Raw genomic sequence first — 16,731 nt, forward strand, 5'->3', positions numbered from 1 at the left:
TAGCTTTGCTACCAGGGTCTGCAAAGACAGACCAATTGCAAACACAACAACACAACATCACAACCGTAAGCCAAAAGCTTGATGGAACACGCATTCCAAAAAAAGCTTCTCGTTCCGGCTCAGGAAGTGCCGCCACTATAGGTATTTGCTGGTAGAACCTCAACGGACAATTTATAATGGCTCAGATAAAAAAAACTAATAGGTTAATCATTGTTTCCTATTTGTTAAATTGAGTTAACATCTAAGCCAGAATAACCATGTCGAAGCGATTACCACCTCTGAATGCATTACGTGTTTTTGATGCAGCCGCACGTCATCTCAGCTTCACTCGGGCAGCCGATGAGCTTTTTGTGACGCAGGCCGCAGTCAGCCATCAAATCAAGTCTCTCGAGGATTTTCTGGGCCTTAAGCTGTTCCGGCGGCGCAATCGTTCGCTGCTGTTAACGGAAGAAGGGCAGAGCTATTTTCAGGATATTAAAGAGATTTTTTCGCAACTGACGGAAGCGACGCGTAAACTGCAGGCGCGCAGCGCCAAAGGGGCATTAACGGTCAGTTTATTGCCAAGTTTCGCCATTCAGTGGCTGGTGCCGAGACTGACAAGCTTTAACTCAGCTTATCCGGGAATCGACGTCAGGATCCAGGCGGTGGACCGCCAGGAGGATAAGCTGGCGGACGATGTCGATGTGGCGATTTTTTACGGCCGCGGCAACTGGCCGGGCCTGCGTGTGGAAAAATTGTACGCCGAGTATCTGCTGCCGGTCTGTTCCCCGCTCTTGCTCACCGGCGACAAGGCATTGAAAACGCCTGCCGATCTGGCGCAACATACGCTGCTTCACGATGCGTCCCGCCGCGACTGGCAAACTTATACCCGCCAGCTTGGTCTAAGCCATATTAATGTGCAACAGGGGCCGATTTTCAGCCATAGCGCGATGGTGCTGCAGGCGGCCATTCACGGGCAGGGCGTGGCGCTGGCCAACAACGTGATGGCGCAGTCCGAAATTGAAGCCGGTCGTCTGGTGTGTCCGTTTAATGATGTTCTGGTCAGTAAGAATGCGTTTTACCTTGTTTGCCATGACAGTCAGGCAGAACTGGGTAAAATAGCCGCTTTCCGGCAATGGATCCTGGCGAAAGCGGCAAGTGAGCAAGAAAAATTCCGCTTTCGTTATGAACAATAAATACTTGTAGGGTAAAAACATGACCAGCCGTTTTATGCTGATATTCGCCGCGATTAGCGGCTTTATCTTTGTGGCTCTGGGTGCCTTTGGCGCGCATGTATTAAGTCAATCGCTCGGCGCGGCGGAGATGGCCTGGATCCATACCGGCCTGGAGTATCAGGCCTTCCATACCCTGGCGATTTTTGGTCTGGCGGTGGCGATGCAGCGTCGGATCAGTATCTGGTTCTACTGGAGCAGCGTGTTTCTGGCGTTAGGGACCGTGCTGTTCAGCGGCAGCCTCTATTGTCTGGCGTTGTCTCATTTACGTCTGTGGGCGTTCGTGACCCCGGTGGGCGGCGTAAGCTTCCTCGCCGGTTGGGTTTTAATGTTAATTGGTGCAATTCGTCTGAAACGTAAGGGCGTTGTTCATGAATAAGGTTGTCCTCTATTGTCGCCCTGGGTTTGAGAAAGAGTGCGCAGCAGAAATTACCGATAAGGCCGCCCGCCTTGAGGTGTTTGGTTTTGCCCGAGTCAAAGATGACTCCGGCTATGTGATTTTTGAGTGCTATCAGGCCGATGATGGCGAAAAGCTGGTGCGCGAACTGCCGTTCAGCTCCCTGGTGTTCGCCCGCCAGATGTTTGTGGTCGGCGAACTGCTGCGCGATCTGCCGCCGGAAGACCGGATTTCCCCGATCGTCGGTATGCTGCAGGGCGTGGTGGAGAAGGGTGGCGAGCTGCGTGTGGAAGTGGCGGATACCAACGAAAGCAAAGAGCTGATGAAGTTCTGCCGCAAGTTTACGGTGCCGTTACGCGCGGCGCTGCGCGAGGCGGGCGTGCTGACCAACTATGAAACGTCAAAACGTCCGGTGGTCCATGTGTTCTTTATCGCCCCCGGTTGCTGCTACACCGGCTACTCGTTGTCTAACAACAACTCGCCGTTCTATATGGGCATTCCGCGTCTTAAATTCCCGTCCGATGCGCCGAGCCGCTCCACCCTCAAGCTGGAAGAGGCGTTCCACGTCTTTATTCCGGCGGATGAGTGGGATGAGCGTCTGGCGAACGGTATGTATGCCGTCGATCTCGGCGCCTGCCCGGGCGGCTGGACCTATCAGCTGGTGAAACGCAATATGTGGGTTTCCTCGGTGGATAACGGCCCAATGGCGCAGAGCCTGATGGATACCGGCCAGGTGACCTGGCTGCGCGAAGATGGCTTTAAGTATCGCCCCACGCGCAACAACATCTCGTGGATGGTCTGCGACATGGTAGAGAAACCAGCGAAAGTGGCGGCGCTGATGGCGCAGTGGCTGGTCAACGGCTGGTGCCGGGAGACCATCTTCAACCTCAAGCTGCCGATGAAAAAGCGCTATGAAGAGGTGTCGCAGAATCTGGCCTATATTCAGGCCCAACTGGACGAGCACGGCATCAACGCCCAGATCCAGGCGCGTCAGCTGTATCACGATCGTGAAGAGGTGACCGTTCATGTGCGTCGCCTGTGGGCCGCCGTCGGCGGACGTCGCGACGAGCGTTAATCCTTCCCCCTCAGGCCGGAGACGCGTGCGCGTCCTCCGGCCTTCCCCTTAAGGCTGCGGCGCATCCGACACAATATGCGTCACGTCATCCAGATGACCAATTCTCGCCTCACCGGAACGGTTGAACTTGCTTTTGTCGATCAGTAGCAGTGACTGCGCCGCGCGCTTAAGCAGGATCGATTTAAAGTCGGCATTGAACGCATTGGAGTCCCATAGCGCGCCCTGCGGGTCGATGCCTTCGCAGGAAAAAATAAACAGATCGATCTCCAGCGATTTCAGCTGGGAAATCAGCGCCGGGTTCACGTAGCAGCCATATTTCCGCTGCAGAGTGCCGCCGGAGCAGGTGAGCGTGATCTGGTCGCGTTTGGCCAGCTCCTGGCAGATGGGCTGGCTGTTGGTAAAGACGTGCAGCGGGCGGTCCGGCAGCTGGCGGGCGAGATACCAGCAAGTGGAGCTGGCATCGAGGGCGATCACCATCCCTTCGTCAATCCAGGCCAGCGCTTCGCGGGCGATATCGGCTTTATGCGCGTAATGGCTTTTCAGCCGCATGTGAAAAGGGTCGCCGCTGTCCTGGCTGCGCTGATGGATCACTTTGGCCCGGCCGTGGTTGCGCAGCACTTTGCCCTGCGCCTGCAGCTCGCTCAGATCGCGGCGAATGGTTTCCCTGCTGACGTTGAGCTGTTTTGACAAGGTTTCGGTGGTCAGGCTGCTGTGGGTGATCAGGAGATCGACGATCGCCTGCTGGCGGGCTGCTTTCATTTATTCTCATCCCATCATTGATTGAGCGTCTGCATCAGGCAGACGCTCCGGCATGAGATTACGGCGTGACTCCTTTTTTTAAAAGGATATTTCCGTACTTAGCGCACTCTCCTGTGATAACGATCGCAAAGGCTTTTTGCGCCCGGTCGTAGAAGGCAAAGCGGTCAATCCGCACGATATCCGGGCAGGGGGCCTGCGCCGAGAGCGCCTGCCGATAGCGCTGTTCCACCGTCGGGTCCAGCGCATCGCCTTCGACGGCGGCCATCATCACCAGCGGCGGCGCGTAGCTGTCTAACTCGAACAGCGGGATAATCGCCTGCAGCAGATCGCTGACCCGCAGGCCATCAGCGCGGATCACCTGCGGCCCCATGCTGTGCGCCGGGAAGTGGGCATCGGAAAAAATGATTTCATCCCCATGGCCCATTTCGGCCAGCACTTTCAGCAGCTCCGGCGATATCAGCGGGGAAATGGTTTTGAGCATCTCAGGTTTCCTCTGTTAATTCAGGTTCAGTTTGTGGCCAGAAATAGCGGTAGCGGTACGCGACCTGCGCTCTGGCCTGTTCCGGCGAAGAGAACTCGCCTACGCCATACCAGCCAAACATCGCCGCGCCGGCCACGGTGGTTTCGGCATCATCGAGGACTTTGACCGGTATCCCGAGTCGGTTGGCCTTGATCTGGTTCCATAGCGCGTTGCGGCTGCCGCCGCCCACCAGCAGCAGCTCTTTCGCCCTGAAGCCGCCGATGTTTTCCAGGGTTTGCAGATGCTGCGCCAGCTGGTCGCTTAACCCCTCCAGCGCGGCGCGGTAAAAATGGCCGCGGGTGGTGTTGAGCGTGACGCCCTGCCAGCCGGCGTGCTGGCTGGCGAGCAGGTCGCACTGCATCCTGACGCCCTGGGCGCCGGGCGGGATCGCCTGCGCTTCGGCAATCAGCGTCTGCCACGGCGTGTCAGCGCTCCACAACAGCTTGCGCACCCATTCGAGCACGCCGGAGGCCAGCCACTGCATTCCCGGGTTATAGCGGCCCGGCTGGCTGTCCAGCTCGCAGGTGGAGCCGCTGTAGTCGCAGAGCAGCGAAGTGTCGACCTGGGCGCTGCGCACCATCAGGATCTCCCAGGTCCCGGAGGAGAGCACCGGCTCATCCTGCCCGGCGCCGGCGCCAAACAGAGCGAACTGGGTGTCATGCCCGGCCGAGATAACCGGGATCCCGACGGGAAGGCCCAGCAGCGCAGCGGCCTCCGGCAGCAGGGCGCCGATCGGCTGGCCTGCTTCAACCAGCCGCGGGAACAGGCGGCGCGGCAGGCCGGTCGCCTGCAGGATTGGCGCGCTGAAATCGCGCTGCCGGAGATCGAGCATCTGGCTGGTGCCCGCCATGGTGAGGTCGGTGGTGAACTCCCCGGTCAGCCGATGGTTGATCAGCGACGAAATAAACAGCCAGGCATGGGCCTGCGCCAGCAGCTGCGGGTGGCACTCTTTCAGCCAGATCAGCTTATACAGGGTGTTGAACGCAAACGCGCCGACGCCGGTAATCTGCTGCAGCTGGTGTGCTGGCATATACTGGCTGATATTCTCCATCACCGCCGCGGTGCGCGGGCATTTCCAGCTGATGATCGGATACAGCAGGGCACCCTGCTCATCCACCAGCGCGCCATCGACGCCAAAGGTCGTGACGGTGATGCCGCGCACCGTGCAGGAGGCCAGCTGGTCATGGATCTGCCGACAGCAGTCGGCAAAGCGCTGCATAATGGCCTCCAGCGACCACTGGTGCCAGTCGCTGTTCTCCGCCGCGATGTCGCTGGCGTTCGCCGTTGCGGCGCGGGCGATAATGTTTCCCTGTCGGTCAACGGCCATCGCCCGCACGTTGGTGGCGCCGCAGTCGAGGACCAGGATAACGTCTTGCTTCATAGTGACTCCCGAAACAACATCGCCGGATGGCGCGGCGCTTATTCGGCCTACAGACCGCGCGCGTCTGTAGGCCAGGTAAGCCTGCGCCACCGGGCGAAACCAACCTGTTAACGCTTATACAGCGGCCCGTAGTTCTGGCAGGCGCGGTAGTCCTGGCCTTCGATGTCCATGCCATGCGCGGCCCAGGCGGAGGGGCGGTAGATTTTCGCCGCTTCCACGTTGTGCATGCAGACAGGAATGCGCAGCATGGCGGCGAGGGTAATGAAATCCGCGCCAACGTGCCCGATGGTCAGCACGCCGTGGTTGGCGCCCCAGTTGGCCATCACCGAGTACACATCGCTGAACGGACCCTTGCCGGTCAGGCGTGGGGCAAACCAGGTGGTGGGCCAGGTGGAGTTGGTACGGGCGTCGAGCTGGTCGTGCATCGCTTTGGGCAGCGCCACGCTCCAGCCTTCGGCAATTTGCAGCACCGGCCCCAGGCCTTTGATGATGTTCACCCGGGTCATGGTGAACGGCACGCCGCCTTCGGTCAGGAAGCGGGAAGAGAAGCCGCCGCCGCGGAAGTATTCGTGGATCGCCGGGCACCATTCGGTCGCCGCGAGGCAGGCATCCGCCTCGTTCTGTTCAATCTCCCAGTGAGGTTTCATCGTCGGGTTGCCCTGCGCGTCGCGTTGCTGGCAGGAGCCGTCCAGCGCCGCAGAGCCGGAGTTAATCAGGTGAATAATGCCGTGCTCCGCCCGCCCGGTGAGCGGCTGCCCGGTGACCCGCTCAACGGCGTCCGGCGACCAGTAGGTGCGCACGTCGGCAAACACCTGGGCGGTGCCGGTGAGCTGATGACCCATCAGCATGGCCACGCCGTTGAGGCTGTCGTTTTCGGTGGCGACGACAAACGGCTCGCGCACCCCGTTCCAGTCAAAAGAGCTGTTGAGCAGCGCTTCAGCGGTATCGCCATTGGGGTATTGATCGGTCCAGTGGCGCTGACCCTGGAAACCGGCGGCGATGGCGTTGTAGCCCAGCGACTCCTCCACCAGCCCTTTTTCCGCCAGTTTCGGGTTGCCCTGCATCATGTCGCGGATGCACATCGCCATCAGCAGGCTCTCTTTCAGCACCGCGCGGCTCTGTGTTTCATTGCGCTTATACTGCTCGGCGTTCTGATCTTCGCCGTAGCGGAAGTGTTTATCCGCCCACGCCAGCGCCATCTCCAGCTCGGTTTCATCATAGATTTTGTGATCGATTCGCCGGCGCAGCTCCGTCATGTCGACAGCCTGCACCTTCATGCCGAGCCAGGACTCAAAAAAGTTATGATCGACGATGGAGCCGGCGATGCCCATTGAGACGCCGCCCAGCGACAGATAGCTTTTCCCTTTCATACTGGCGACCGCCAGGCCGGCGCGCGCGAAGCGCAACAGCTTCTCTTCGACGTCCGCCGGGATCGAGGTGTCATCGGCATCCTGCACGTCATGCCCGTAGATGGAGAACGCCGGGATCCCTTTCTGGCTATGGGCCGCCAGCGCGGCGGCCAGATAGACCGCCCCTGGACGCTCGGTGCCGTTAAAGCCCCAGATGGCCTTCGGGCGCAGCGGATCCATGTCGATGGTTTCGCTGCCGTAGCACCAGCAGGGGGTGACGGTGATGGTCACGCCGACGTTCTGGCTGCTGAATTTCTCTTCACAGGCGGCCGACTCGGCCATGCCGGCGATGCAGGTATCGGCAATCACGCACTCCACCTGGGCGCCGCAGGCGTGGCGCAGTTTCTCGCTGATAAGCGCGGCGGTGGCTTTCGCCATGTTCATGGTTTGCGCTTCCAGCGACTCGCGGACCCCCATGCGACGACCATCGATTACCGGGCGGATACCGATCTTCGGTAAGCTCATTTTTTTCATTACAGATCCCTCAGGTTATGCGGATAACAGGTTTAGTTCGTCGCCGCTTGTGAACGGAAACGGGCAAAAATAAAGATGATGGCGAAGCACAGCGCCGGGACCAGTTCGGCGGTCGGGATATTGCCGGCGGCGTCGCTGACAAAACCCATCACCGGGGTGACGATCCCGCCGCCGATAATGGTCATGACGATAAATGACGAGCCATATTTGGTGTCCTGGCCCAGATGCTTAATCCCCAGCGAGAAGATGGTCGGGTACTGAATGGACATAAAGGCGCTGCACAGGGTCAGGGCCAGCAGACCGACGTGGCCGCCGCTGAAGGCGGAGAGCAAACAGAGCAGCATGGCGATAAACGCATAGATAGCGAGCACGTTATGCGGCGCGAAGCGGCGGATAAGCCAGGTGCCGGTAAAACGGCCAATAAAGAAGCAGACCATGGTGCCGGTCAGGTAGTTGGCGGCGAAACCGGCCGTCATGCCCGGGATCTCTTCGATAGCGTAGCGAATCAGGTAGCTCCAGCAGGCGGTTTGCGCGCCGACGTAGCAGAACTGGGCCAGCACCGCCCAGCGCCAGTGACGGATGCGCATCAGGCGCGTCAGCGAGGCGAGGAAGGTGCTCTGCGCGCTGTCGCTGTGGTCATCGCTCTGCAGGGAGGGGAAGCGGGTGCAGACGATCAGCAGGGCGACCAGCAGGACGATGGCCACGATAATCATATAGGGGGTTTGTACCGACAGGACCAGGCTGTGCTTCCAGGCGCCGAGCTGTTCCGGCGTCATTTTATCCAGCACCTCCTGCGGCTGATGCGGGACGTTAGACAAAATAAGACTCTGGCCAAATACCACGGCAATAATGGCGCCAAAGGAGTTAAAGGTCTGGGCCAGATTAAGGCGGAAGTGACCACCGCTTTCCGGACCGAGGACGGTCACAAACGGGTTGGCCGCGGTTTCCAGACAGCCAAGCCCGGCGGCGATAATAAATAATCCAATCAGGAATAAGGTGTAATTCATCACTTCGGCGGCAGGCCAGAACAGCGCGGCGCCGCAGGCATATAAAAACAGGCCAGTAAGAATACCTGCTTTATAGCTGAATTTTTTCATCAGCATCCCGGCGGGGATGGGAATAACAAAATAGCCAAAATAAAAAGCCGACTGGATTAATCCGGCTTGAAAATTAGTCAGGGTAAAGGCCTGTTGAAATTGCGGTAATAAAATATCATTCAGATTATTGGCCACGGCCCACAGAAAAAAGAGGGAGCACAGCAGAGCAAAAGGAATAATGTAGCTCTTACTCTGCCCGCTCTCCATGGCGCGGTAACTTTGCGTTGGTATCGTTGTGTTTCCCATAGCGTCCTCATCGGTTCAGAAGCATTTACAACAGCGTTCAGGGCGCAGTCTGGTGCTGCAGCAGACCGCAAAATTAAGTGAGCTCAGGTGACGCGCCGGTGAGTGAAATGAAAGTCACGGCGGAACTCATGGCTTCATTTTCAAATAAAAACCGCCTGTTAATATGATGATGGTCACACTTAACGTTCTGCGGGCCATTTTATGTGATAATTGTCACTTTAATTTTTCAAAAACGCTGACCGTTTGAGAAAATAAATTCACAAAACCACAATGCTAATGACCGAATGAATGTATATCGTGGAAAACGGGCAAATGTTACAAGAAAATAAAATGCCCGCTTGATTAAATATTATTAAGAACGGGCATTTTAAACGCGCTCTTAACGGACGTAATTCATCTTTTCATGGCGGAATTATTGACGCGGTTCACAAAATATAGTCATGAAAATTCCCCTTTGATTATTCAGGTTGATGATGAAGACCATTATTCACCCTATCCCACGGTAGCCGACGATATTTCCGTTGCCCTACCGTTGACGGATGATGAGTCACCAAAAGAGGAACGCAATGGAAAGAAACAGACTGGCCCGGCAGATTATCGATACCTGCCTGGAAATGACCCGCCTGGGGTTAAATCAGGGGACCGCCGGCAATGTCAGCGTGCGCTATCAGGGAGGAATGCTGATCACCCCCACCGGTATCCCGTATGAAAAGCTGACGGAAGACAAGATCGTCTTTATTGATGCCGACGGCCAGCATGAGCAGGGAAAACTGCCCTCCAGCGAATGGCGTTTTCATCAGGCGGCCTACCAGACGCGGCCCGATGCCCAGGCGGTGGTCCACAATCATGCCGTTCATTGTACGGCGGTGTCGATCCTCAACCGGCCCATCCCGGCCATCCACTATATGATTGCCGCGGCCGGCGGGAATTCGATCCCCTGCGCGCCCTATGCCACCTTCGGCACCCGCGAGCTGTCTGAACATGTCGCGGTGGCGCTGAAGCACCGCAAGGCGACGCTGCTGCAACATCATGGCCTGATCGCCTGCGAGGCCAGCCTGGAGAAAGCGCTCTGGCTGGCGCATGAAGTGGAAGTTCTGGCCCAACTCTATCTCAGCACCCTGGCGATTACCGACCCGGTACCGGTGCTGGATGACGAGGCGATCGCCATCGTGCTGGAGAAGTTCAAAACCTACGGATTACGCATTGAAGAGTGATGCCGCAATGCTAACAGGAGAGACGCGATGGCAAACAGAATGATCCTCAACGAAACGGCGTGGTTTGGCCGGGGAGCGATAAACGCATTAACCGATGAAGTGGCGCGGCGCGATTATCGCAAAGCATTGATCGTGACCGACAGCACGCTCGCCCGGTGCGGTGTGGCGGCGAAAGTCACCGACAAACTGGATGCCGCCGGGCTGGCATGGGATATGTTCAGCGACGTGATCCCTAACCCGACCATTGCCGTGGTCCAGCAGGGACTGCAGGCCTTTCAGCGCAGCGGGGCGGATTACCTGATCGCCATCGGCGGCGGTTCGCCGCAGGATACCTGTAAAGCGATCGGTATTATTCAGCGTAACCCGGAATTCGCCGATGTCCGTAGCCTTGAGGGGCTGTCGCCCACCCGTCAGCCCAGCGTGCCGATCTTCGCGGTGCCGACCACCGCGGGTACCGCGGCGGAGGTGACGATTAACTATGTCATCACCGATGAAGAACAGCGGCGCAAGTTCGTCTGCGTCGATCCGCATGATATTCCGCAGGTGGCCTTTATCGATGCCGATATGATGGACGCCATGCCGCCGGCGCTGAAGGCGGCTACCGGCGTGGACGCCCTGACGCACGCTATCGAAGGGTATCTCACTCGCGGCGCCTGGGCGTTGACCGAGGCGCTGCACCTCAAGGCCATCGAGATCATTGCCGGGGCGCTGCGCGGCTCAGTTGCCGGGGACGCCGGCGCGGGCGAAGCCATGGCGCTGGGCCAGTATGTCGCGGGGATGGGGTTTTCCAACGTCGGGCTCGGGCTGGTGCACGGCATGGCGCATCCGCTCGGCGCTTTTTACAACACGCCGCACGGCGTGGCGAATGCCATCCTTTTGCCGCACGTGATGCGCTTTAATGCTGAGGCGACCGGGGAAAAATATCGCGATATCGCCAGGGCGATGGGCGTCAGGGTGGAAGCGTTAAGCCTGACTGCCGCGCGCCAGGCGGCAGTGGAGGCGGTCTGCCAGCTAAACCGCGATGTCGGTATTCCCGGCCATCTACGCGAGGTGGGCGTCAGGAAAGAAGATATTCCGGCGCTGGCGCAGGCGGCGCTGGAGGATGTGTGTACCGGTGGTAACCCACGCGAGGCGCGCCTGGCCGATATCGTCGGGTTATATCAGGCAGCCTGGTGATTGCCAGGCCCGGGGGGGAAGCCGTCGGTGCCGGGAGCCGTTACCCTGCACCGGCACCTCTCTTAACGATGGTCAGCGCGTCAGCCGCAGCTGCTGCAGATTACCGTCCAGCTGGAGGTCGGTCTGCAGGCGGGCCACTTCCCGGCAGGTGAAGGCCATCTCCTGATGCGCGGCCAGTTTTTTGCGCCACTTCTCCGGGACCTCGGCCAGACGGGCGTACAGCCCCTCCAGGTCCTGAAACTCGTTCAACAGCTGGGCGGCGCTTTTGGGACCAATGCCCGCTACGCCCGGCACCTTCGAGCTGCTGATCCCCGCCAGCCCCCAGTAATCCGCCAGTTGCTCCGGAGTGACACCGAACTCGCTGGCGATAAAGGGCGCGTCCAGCCAGCGCTTCTGAAAGTAGTCGCGGATGCGGATGGTGGGTGACAGCAACTGACAGTAGCCTTTGTCAGTGGAGACGATGGTGGCCTGATGACCCGCCTGAGCTACCTTCACCGCCAGAGTGGCGGCGAGGTCGTCCGCTTCGCTGCCCGGCGAGGCCCAGCAGCGGATCCCCCGCTGTTCGAAGGCGGCCCGCAGCGCTGGCATCTCGGCCACCAGCGTTTCCGGCATCGGCGCGCGGCCGGCTTTGTACTCCGGCAGGCGCTGGTGGCGCCAGCCATGGGCGCGATCTTCATCATCAAACACCGCCACCGCGTGGGTGGGCTGACTGTGGACGATCAGCTGCTCCAGCGCATGCAGGCAGGTATCGACGCAGGGCGAACCCTGCACCGCATGGATGCGGCGGATCAGATTTAACGCGTCGACGATTAACAGATGAACAGCCACAGATACCCCCTTATTCTCAGCGTCTTTAGGGTAACATCGCCATCGGATCGAGGCTATCTGCGCCTGAACAATCAGGAAGATAACGCGCAAATTTCGCTAACTGACCGCCATCATCGGACTGACGATACCGGGCGCGGGTTCGCCGTACCACACCGCTTCGCGCACCGAAACCGGTTTGGCGATAAGCCCAAGGGCGTAAAAGCGATCGGCAATAGTCTGCTGGGCGCGGATCACTGACAGATCCATCGGCCTTGGGCGATGGCTGCGGCGGGCGAGAGCCATGCTCAGTGACCGGGCGTCAATCCCCAGCTCTGCCGAGAGTAAGCGGGCCGCTTCGCCACGATGTGAGTCGATAAACTGCCCGGTGTGGGTCAGCTCCGTCAGCAGACGGCGCATGATATCGCCATGCTGAGCGAGGTAGTCCCGTCGCGAAAGATAAAACTGATGGTTGTTGACCCGTCCTTCGCCGCTGGCGACCACCCGCAGCTCGCCGGTGTGCTCGGCGTCGCTGAGCAGCGGGTCCCACATCATCCAGGCGTCAACCGCCAGGTAGTCGCTGGCGGTCAGCGGGTATTTCGGCGGGGTATAGACCACCCGCACGTCGTTCAGCCCCAGCCCGGCGTCTTCGAGGATCTGCAGCAGCAGCCAGTGGACATTCGACCCCTTATTGAGGGCGATGCGTTTGCCGCGCAGATCGCTGAGCTGGCGAATGTCGCTCTCCTGCGGGACGACCATCGCCACGCTGCGCGGCGCCGGCGGCTCCCATGCGACGTACATCAGTTCGCTATTGCTGGCCTGGGCAAACACCGGCGGCGCTTCCCCGGTGGTGCCGAAGTCGATCTCGTTGCAGGCGAGGGCGTGGAGGAGCTGCGGTCCGGCAGGAAACTCACTCCACAGCACGTTGACGCCGAGGCTGGCGAAGGCGGTTTCCAGACTCTGGCGGGCTTTCAGGATCCCAAGGCTGCCGAAGCGCTGGTAGCCAATGCGCAGTTCGCGATCGGCCCCGACCTCGCTGGCGAACGCCCGCGGCGGCGCAGGCGGGCGGCGGCGGCTTTTGATCAGCCCGAGGTTGGCAAGCTGGGTGCGCAAGGTATGCCGACTGATCCCCAACAGCGCGGCCGCCTGGCTCTGGTTATCATCGCAATGCACCATGGCGTGGCGAATCAGGGCGCTGGTGACTCGCTGCCACAGCGGCTCGCCGGGAAGCGCCAGCTGGTGGCGAATAAAGTCATCCAGTTCATGGTCGTTCGCTGGCGACGGGGCGTCGTTGAGCGTCGCCAGGCGCAGCTGGGCAGGACTGATCTCCTCTTCTTTACTGAGCAGTACTGCGTTATGCAGGGTGTTTTCCAGCTCGCGAATATTGCCCGGCCACGAATAGTCCATCAGCCGGGCCAGTGATTCCGGCGCCAGACGCAGGGTTGGCCGCCCGAGGCGCCGGGCGTAGAGTGATAAAAAGTGGTGCGCTAGCAGCGGGATATCCTGCCGACGCTGGCGCAGCGGCGGCAGCGGCACCACCGCGATATTCAGCCGATAGTAGAGATCCTCGCGAAAGCGGCGCTCACGGATCGCCTGGGCCAGGTCAACGTGGGTGGCGGCAATCACCCGGACATTCACTTTAATCGCTTTGCGTGAGCCGACGCGGGTAATTTCACGCTCCTGCAGCACCCGCAGCAGCTTGACCTGCAGCGGCAAGCTTAATTCGCCGATCTCGTCCAGCAGCAGCGTCCCCCCTTCCGCGGCTTCAAACCAGCCGGGCTGCCCCTGCTGTGCGCCGGTGAAGGCGCCTTTCTCATGGCCGAACAGCTCGGCTTCGGCGAGGCTCTCGGTCAGCGCGCCGCAGTTGACCGCCAGAAACGGTTGCTGGCGACGGGCGCTGTGATGATGGAGATAGCGCGCCACCACCTCCTTGCCGGTGCCGGTTTCGCCCACGATCAGCACGGTCGCCTCCGTTGGCGCGAGCTTGTCCAGCAGGCTCTGGAAAGCCTTCGACGCCGGGTCGATCAGCGCAGGAGCGGTGGAAGGGGATTCTGGGTTCAGCATAGCGGGCCTCCGATCATTGACGCTCTGAACTTATCCTGCGGCGGCAGCGGAAACCAGAGGGGGAAGGCCAGCGGCTGTTGCAAATGCGCCAGCGGATGCGCGGCGGCTGCGTGATTTGCAACAGTGTGGCGCGGCGAAGCTGTTTTCAGTGCATTGATTTTAAAAGATTAATTTTTCATTCACCATTGGCATGATTATCGCTAACACTCATATAACCAAATTAAAACATCTCTTCGATAAATATCGGATATGGTTATATAGGAAATAGATAATGACGCAGCAAACTCCCGACAAGATCAATGTCTTCTGGTTCTTACCTACTCATGGCGATGGCCGCTATCTGGGTACCACCGAGGGTGGACGCCCGGTCGATTTACCTTATCTGCAGCAGGTGGCGCTGGCGGCCGACAGCCTGGGCTACTACGGCGTGCTGATCCCCACCGGTAAAAGCTGTGAAGATTCGTGGCTGGTGGCCTCGGCGCTGGCGCCGTTGACCCGCCGTCTGCGCTATCTGGTGGCGGTCAGGCCGGGCCTGCAGCCGCCAACCCTGGCGGCGCGGATGGCGGCCACTCTCGACCGTTTATCGGAAGGTCGGCTGCTGATCAACGTCGTCACCGGCGGCGACCCGGTGGAAAACAAAGGCGACGGTATCTTCCTCAGCCACAGCGAGCGCTATCAGGTGACCCGCGAATTTCTTGATGTTTACACTCGCCTGCTGCGCGGGGAAAAAGTGGATTATCACGGCGAGCATATTCACGTGGAAGGCGCTGAAGTGCTGTTCCCGCCGGTGCAGGAGAATGGCCCGCCGCTCTATTTCGGCGGCTCTTCTGATGCGGCCATTGATGTGGCGGCCGAGCAGATCGACAGCTATCTGACGTGGGGTGAACCCCCGGAACTGGTGGCGGAGAAGCTGGCGGTGGTGCGCGAGCGCGCCGCGGCCCGCGGACGCACCCTGCAGTATGGCATTCGTCTGCACGTCATTGTGCGCGAAACGGAAGAAGAGGCATGGGCCGCCGCCGACCGGCTGATCGCCCATCTTGACGACGATACCATCGCCCAGGCGCAAAAGATCTTCGCCCGCATGGACTCGGCCGGCCAGGCGCGGATGAGCGCCCTGCATCAGGGATCGCGCGATAATTTGCGCATTGCGCCCAATTTGTGGGCCGGCGTCGGGCTGGTGCGCGGTGGCGCGGGTACCGCGCTGGTGGGTAATCCACAGCAGGTGGCGGAACGCATCCGCGAATATCAGGCGCTCGGCATCAGTAACTTTATCTTTTCCGGCTACCCGCATCTGGAAGAAGCGCACCGCTTTGCTGAGCTGGTGATGCCTCTGTTGCCGCTGGAAAACGCGGCCTCGTCGAAGGCGCGTAGCGTGAACACCGGTCCGTTTGGCGAAACCATCGGCGGCGATAAGCGCCCGGTGCGCCAGGTCAGCGCCAGCTAATGGCCCGGAGCGCGACCATGAGACAGCATACCGGAGGAGGGCAGCGATGAGCGCAGAACCGCATATCGTGATTATCGGCGGCGGCTTTAGCGGCGCGGCGGTGGCGATTGAGCTGCTGCGCCTGGCGCCGAACGGGGTGCGCGTGACGCTGCTGGAGCCGCGCCAGTCCCCCGGGGCCGGGGTGGCCTACTCCACTGCGGAGCCGACGCACCGGATTAACGTCCCGGCCGCTCGCATGCAGCTGGCCGGCGACGAAGAGGGTGCCTTCGATCATTGGTACCGCCATCAGCCTGCCTTTGCCGTCGATGTGCAGGCGCTGCGCCCGGACGGTTCTGTCTACCCTCAGCGCGGCCAGTTTGGTCGCTATGTGGCACAGCGTTTTGCCGACGCCGCGGTAGCCAGCGGCGGACGGCTTCGCCACCTGCGCGACCGGGCGCTCGCTTTTCATCAGGGGACGGTGACCACCGACGGCGGCCTGCAGCTTAAGGCCGATCTGCTGGTGCTGGCGATCAGTCATCCACCGCCTTCGCTGCCGCCGCAGGTCGAAGCCTGGCGTCATCATCCGGCGCTGATTGCCAACCCGTGGCAGCCCGGCGCGCTCGATGCCATCGCCCCGCACGCCCGGGTGGCGGTGATGGGCACCGGATTAACCATGGCCGATACGGTGGCGACGCTGGACCGGCTGGGCCACCGCGGCAGTATCGTCGCCTTTTCGCGCCATGGCCTGCTGTCGCGCGGCAACCTTAGCGGCGGGGGGGCAACCTGGCCTGGCGACTATCAGCAGGGCAGCCTGCGTCAGCGCCTGCGCCAGATCCGCCTCGACGTCGCCTATGCGGCGCAGCAGGGCCTGAGCTGGCAGGTGGTGCTGGATGCGGTTCGTCAGCAGGGGCAGCGGATCTGGCAGGCGCTCAGCGTCGCCGATCGCCAGCGTTTTCTGCGCCATCTGCGCCATTACTGGGATGTCCACCGCTACCGCGTGGCGCCGCAGGTCGCCGAGGTACTGGAGGCGCGCCAGCACACGGGCAGTCTGCAGGTGCAGGCGGCCAGGCTACTGTCGATGAGCGGTGAAGGCGAGACGTTACGTCTGACGCTGTCACGGCGCGGCGGCGGCGTGCAGACGCTGAGCGTCGATCACCTGATCCTGACCACCGGACCCGCACACCGCGCCCTGACCGACAGCCAGCCATTTTTACAGGACCTCGCCCGCCGCGGCCTGATTCGCGCCGATGCCCTCGGCATGGGCCTGGAGGTAGACAGCCGTTCCCGGGCAGTGGCTGAGCCGCACGTTGAGGCGCTGCCAGTGCTGGTGGCCGGTCCGGCCGCCCGCGGGCGTTTTGGCGAACTGATGGGCCTGCCGCAGGTAGCCGACCATGCCGCTGACGTGGCGGCGCAAGCGTTACTCACGCTCGGGATCCCGCAGGACTCCCGATGTCCTGCGTACTGAATACCTCCCTTTATTT

The 16,731-nt window shown here is 60.5% G+C and carries 15 protein-coding genes; 8 read left to right on the top strand and 7 right to left on the bottom strand.

The genetic code is table 11. The features are described from left to right. Window positions 1-257: 257 nt before the first annotated feature. The 3 genes from gcvA to rlmM are packed head-to-tail and all read left to right on the top strand — an operon-like array spanning window position 258 to window position 2,683. The gene (gene gcvA / locus CWM61_RS12645) at window positions 258-1,175 is read left to right on the top strand and encodes a glycine cleavage system transcriptional regulator GcvA (RefSeq protein WP_002915545.1); all 918 of its coding nucleotides are present in this window, start codon (window positions 258-260) and stop codon (window positions 1,173-1,175) included. 19 nt (window positions 1,176-1,194) lie between these two features. Beyond that, window positions 1,195-1,590, top strand: coding sequence for a DUF423 domain-containing protein (locus tag CWM61_RS12650; RefSeq protein ID WP_002915543.1), 396 nt, complete (start codon window positions 1,195-1,197; stop codon window positions 1,588-1,590). Then, window positions 1,583-2,683 (top strand): 23S rRNA (cytidine(2498)-2'-O)-methyltransferase RlmM, encoded by a 1,101-nt coding sequence (rlmM, locus tag CWM61_RS12655; protein ID WP_100631333.1) that lies wholly within the window; start codon window positions 1,583-1,585, stop codon window positions 2,681-2,683. The genes CWM61_RS12650 and rlmM overlap by 8 nt, the downstream gene beginning before the upstream one ends. Window positions 2,684-2,731: 48 nt before the next feature. Here rlmM and fucR read toward each other — a convergent pair whose 3' ends face one another. From fucR to fucP, 5 genes are all read right to left on the bottom strand, one after another. Beyond that, a complete protein-coding gene (fucR, locus tag CWM61_RS12660) occupies window positions 2,732-3,442 on the bottom strand; it encodes an L-fucose operon activator (RefSeq protein ID WP_004142883.1) in 711 nt (236 codons plus the stop codon). 58 nt (window positions 3,443-3,500) lie between these two features. Beyond that, on the bottom strand, window positions 3,501-3,923 hold the full coding sequence (fucU, locus tag CWM61_RS12665; protein ID WP_017899197.1) for an L-fucose mutarotase: 423 nt from the start codon (window positions 3,921-3,923) through the stop codon (window positions 3,501-3,503). 1 nt (window position 3,924) lies between these two features. Beyond that, a complete protein-coding gene (fucK, locus tag CWM61_RS12670) occupies window positions 3,925-5,343 on the bottom strand; it encodes an L-fuculokinase (protein ID WP_100631334.1) in 1,419 nt (472 codons plus the stop codon). A gap of 107 nt (window positions 5,344-5,450) precedes the next feature. After that, window positions 5,451-7,226 (bottom strand): L-fucose isomerase, encoded by a 1,776-nt coding sequence (gene fucI / locus CWM61_RS12675; protein ID WP_100631335.1) that lies wholly within the window; start codon window positions 7,224-7,226, stop codon window positions 5,451-5,453. A 32-nt stretch (window positions 7,227-7,258) separates the two neighbouring features. Further along, window positions 7,259-8,569 (bottom strand): L-fucose:H+ symporter permease, encoded by a 1,311-nt coding sequence (fucP, locus tag CWM61_RS12680; RefSeq protein WP_074387721.1) that lies wholly within the window; start codon window positions 8,567-8,569, stop codon window positions 7,259-7,261. Window positions 8,570-9,135: 566 nt separating this feature from the next. Between fucP and fucA the strand changes: the two genes are divergently transcribed. Both fucA and fucO read left to right on the top strand, forming a co-directional pair. Continuing rightward, window positions 9,136-9,783: an L-fuculose-phosphate aldolase gene (gene fucA / locus CWM61_RS12685; RefSeq protein ID WP_002915470.1), complete on the top strand. Its 648-nt coding sequence runs from the start codon at window positions 9,136-9,138 to the stop codon at window positions 9,781-9,783. A gap of 27 nt (window positions 9,784-9,810) precedes the next feature. Next, a complete protein-coding gene (gene fucO / locus CWM61_RS12690; protein WP_100631336.1) occupies window positions 9,811-10,959 on the top strand; it encodes a lactaldehyde reductase in 1,149 nt (382 codons plus the stop codon). A 72-nt stretch (window positions 10,960-11,031) separates the two neighbouring features. Here fucO and xni read toward each other — a convergent pair whose 3' ends face one another. Together xni and CWM61_RS12700 are read right to left on the bottom strand one after the other, a co-directional pair. Further along, window positions 11,032-11,787, bottom strand: a complete 756-nt coding sequence (xni, locus tag CWM61_RS12695; protein WP_004142871.1) for a flap endonuclease Xni — start codon at window positions 11,785-11,787, stop codon at window positions 11,032-11,034. A gap of 96 nt (window positions 11,788-11,883) precedes the next feature. Next, the gene (locus CWM61_RS12700) at window positions 11,884-13,827 is read right to left on the bottom strand and encodes a sigma-54-dependent Fis family transcriptional regulator (RefSeq protein ID WP_074387722.1); all 1,944 of its coding nucleotides are present in this window, start codon (window positions 13,825-13,827) and stop codon (window positions 11,884-11,886) included. Between the two features lie 77 nt (window positions 13,828-13,904). On the opposite strand from CWM61_RS12700, the gene CWM61_RS29215 reads away from it, so the two are divergent. The 3 genes from CWM61_RS29215 to CWM61_RS12710 all read left to right on the top strand — a co-directional run bounded on the left by CWM61_RS29215 (window position 13,905) and on the right by CWM61_RS12710 (window position 16,715). Beyond that, complete coding sequence (locus tag CWM61_RS29215) at window positions 13,905-14,021, top strand: hypothetical protein (protein WP_165785268.1); 117 nt, start codon at window positions 13,905-13,907, stop codon at window positions 14,019-14,021. Window positions 14,022-14,098: 77 nt separating this feature from the next. Next, window positions 14,099-15,271 (top strand): FMNH2-dependent alkanesulfonate monooxygenase, encoded by a 1,173-nt coding sequence (gene ssuD / locus CWM61_RS12705; protein WP_100631337.1) that lies wholly within the window; start codon window positions 14,099-14,101, stop codon window positions 15,269-15,271. Between the two features lie 46 nt (window positions 15,272-15,317). Further along, entirely contained in the window at window positions 15,318-16,715 is a 1,398-nt protein-coding gene (locus tag CWM61_RS12710; protein ID WP_100631338.1) for an FAD/NAD(P)-binding protein, read from the top strand. The last annotated feature ends 16 nt before the right edge of the window (window positions 16,716-16,731 follow it).

This window comes from Klebsiella sp. K-Nf6, from assembly GCF_002806655.1.
GTDB lineage: Bacteria > Pseudomonadota > Gammaproteobacteria > Enterobacterales > Enterobacteriaceae > Klebsiella > Klebsiella variicola.

Coding starts and splice junctions, on each gene's coding strand:
- gcvA (WP_002915545.1), top strand. CDS start 258: ATGTCGAAGCGATTACCACCTCTGAATGCATTACGTGTTTTTGATGCA.
- CWM61_RS12650 (WP_002915543.1), top strand. CDS start 1,195: ATGACCAGCCGTTTTATGCTGATATTCGCCGCGATTAGCGGCTTTATC.
- rlmM (WP_100631333.1), top strand. CDS start 1,583: ATGAATAAGGTTGTCCTCTATTGTCGCCCTGGGTTTGAGAAAGAGTGC.
- fucR (WP_004142883.1), bottom strand. CDS start 3,442: ATGAAAGCAGCCCGCCAGCAGGCGATCGTCGATCTCCTGATCACCCAC.
- fucU (WP_017899197.1), bottom strand. CDS start 3,923: ATGCTCAAAACCATTTCCCCGCTGATATCGCCGGAGCTGCTGAAAGTG.
- fucK (WP_100631334.1), bottom strand. CDS start 5,343: ATGAAGCAAGACGTTATCCTGGTCCTCGACTGCGGCGCCACCAACGTG.
- fucI (WP_100631335.1), bottom strand. CDS start 7,226: ATGAAAAAAATGAGCTTACCGAAGATCGGTATCCGCCCGGTAATCGAT.
- fucP (WP_074387721.1), bottom strand. CDS start 8,569: ATGGGAAACACAACGATACCAACGCAAAGTTACCGCGCCATGGAGAGC.
- fucA (WP_002915470.1), top strand. CDS start 9,136: ATGGAAAGAAACAGACTGGCCCGGCAGATTATCGATACCTGCCTGGAA.
- fucO (WP_100631336.1), top strand. CDS start 9,811: ATGGCAAACAGAATGATCCTCAACGAAACGGCGTGGTTTGGCCGGGGA.
- CWM61_RS12700 (WP_074387722.1), bottom strand. CDS start 13,827: ATGCTGAACCCAGAATCCCCTTCCACCGCTCCTGCGCTGATCGACCCG.
- ssuD (WP_100631337.1), top strand. CDS start 14,099: ATGACGCAGCAAACTCCCGACAAGATCAATGTCTTCTGGTTCTTACCT.
- CWM61_RS12710 (WP_100631338.1), top strand. CDS start 15,318: ATGAGCGCAGAACCGCATATCGTGATTATCGGCGGCGGCTTTAGCGGC.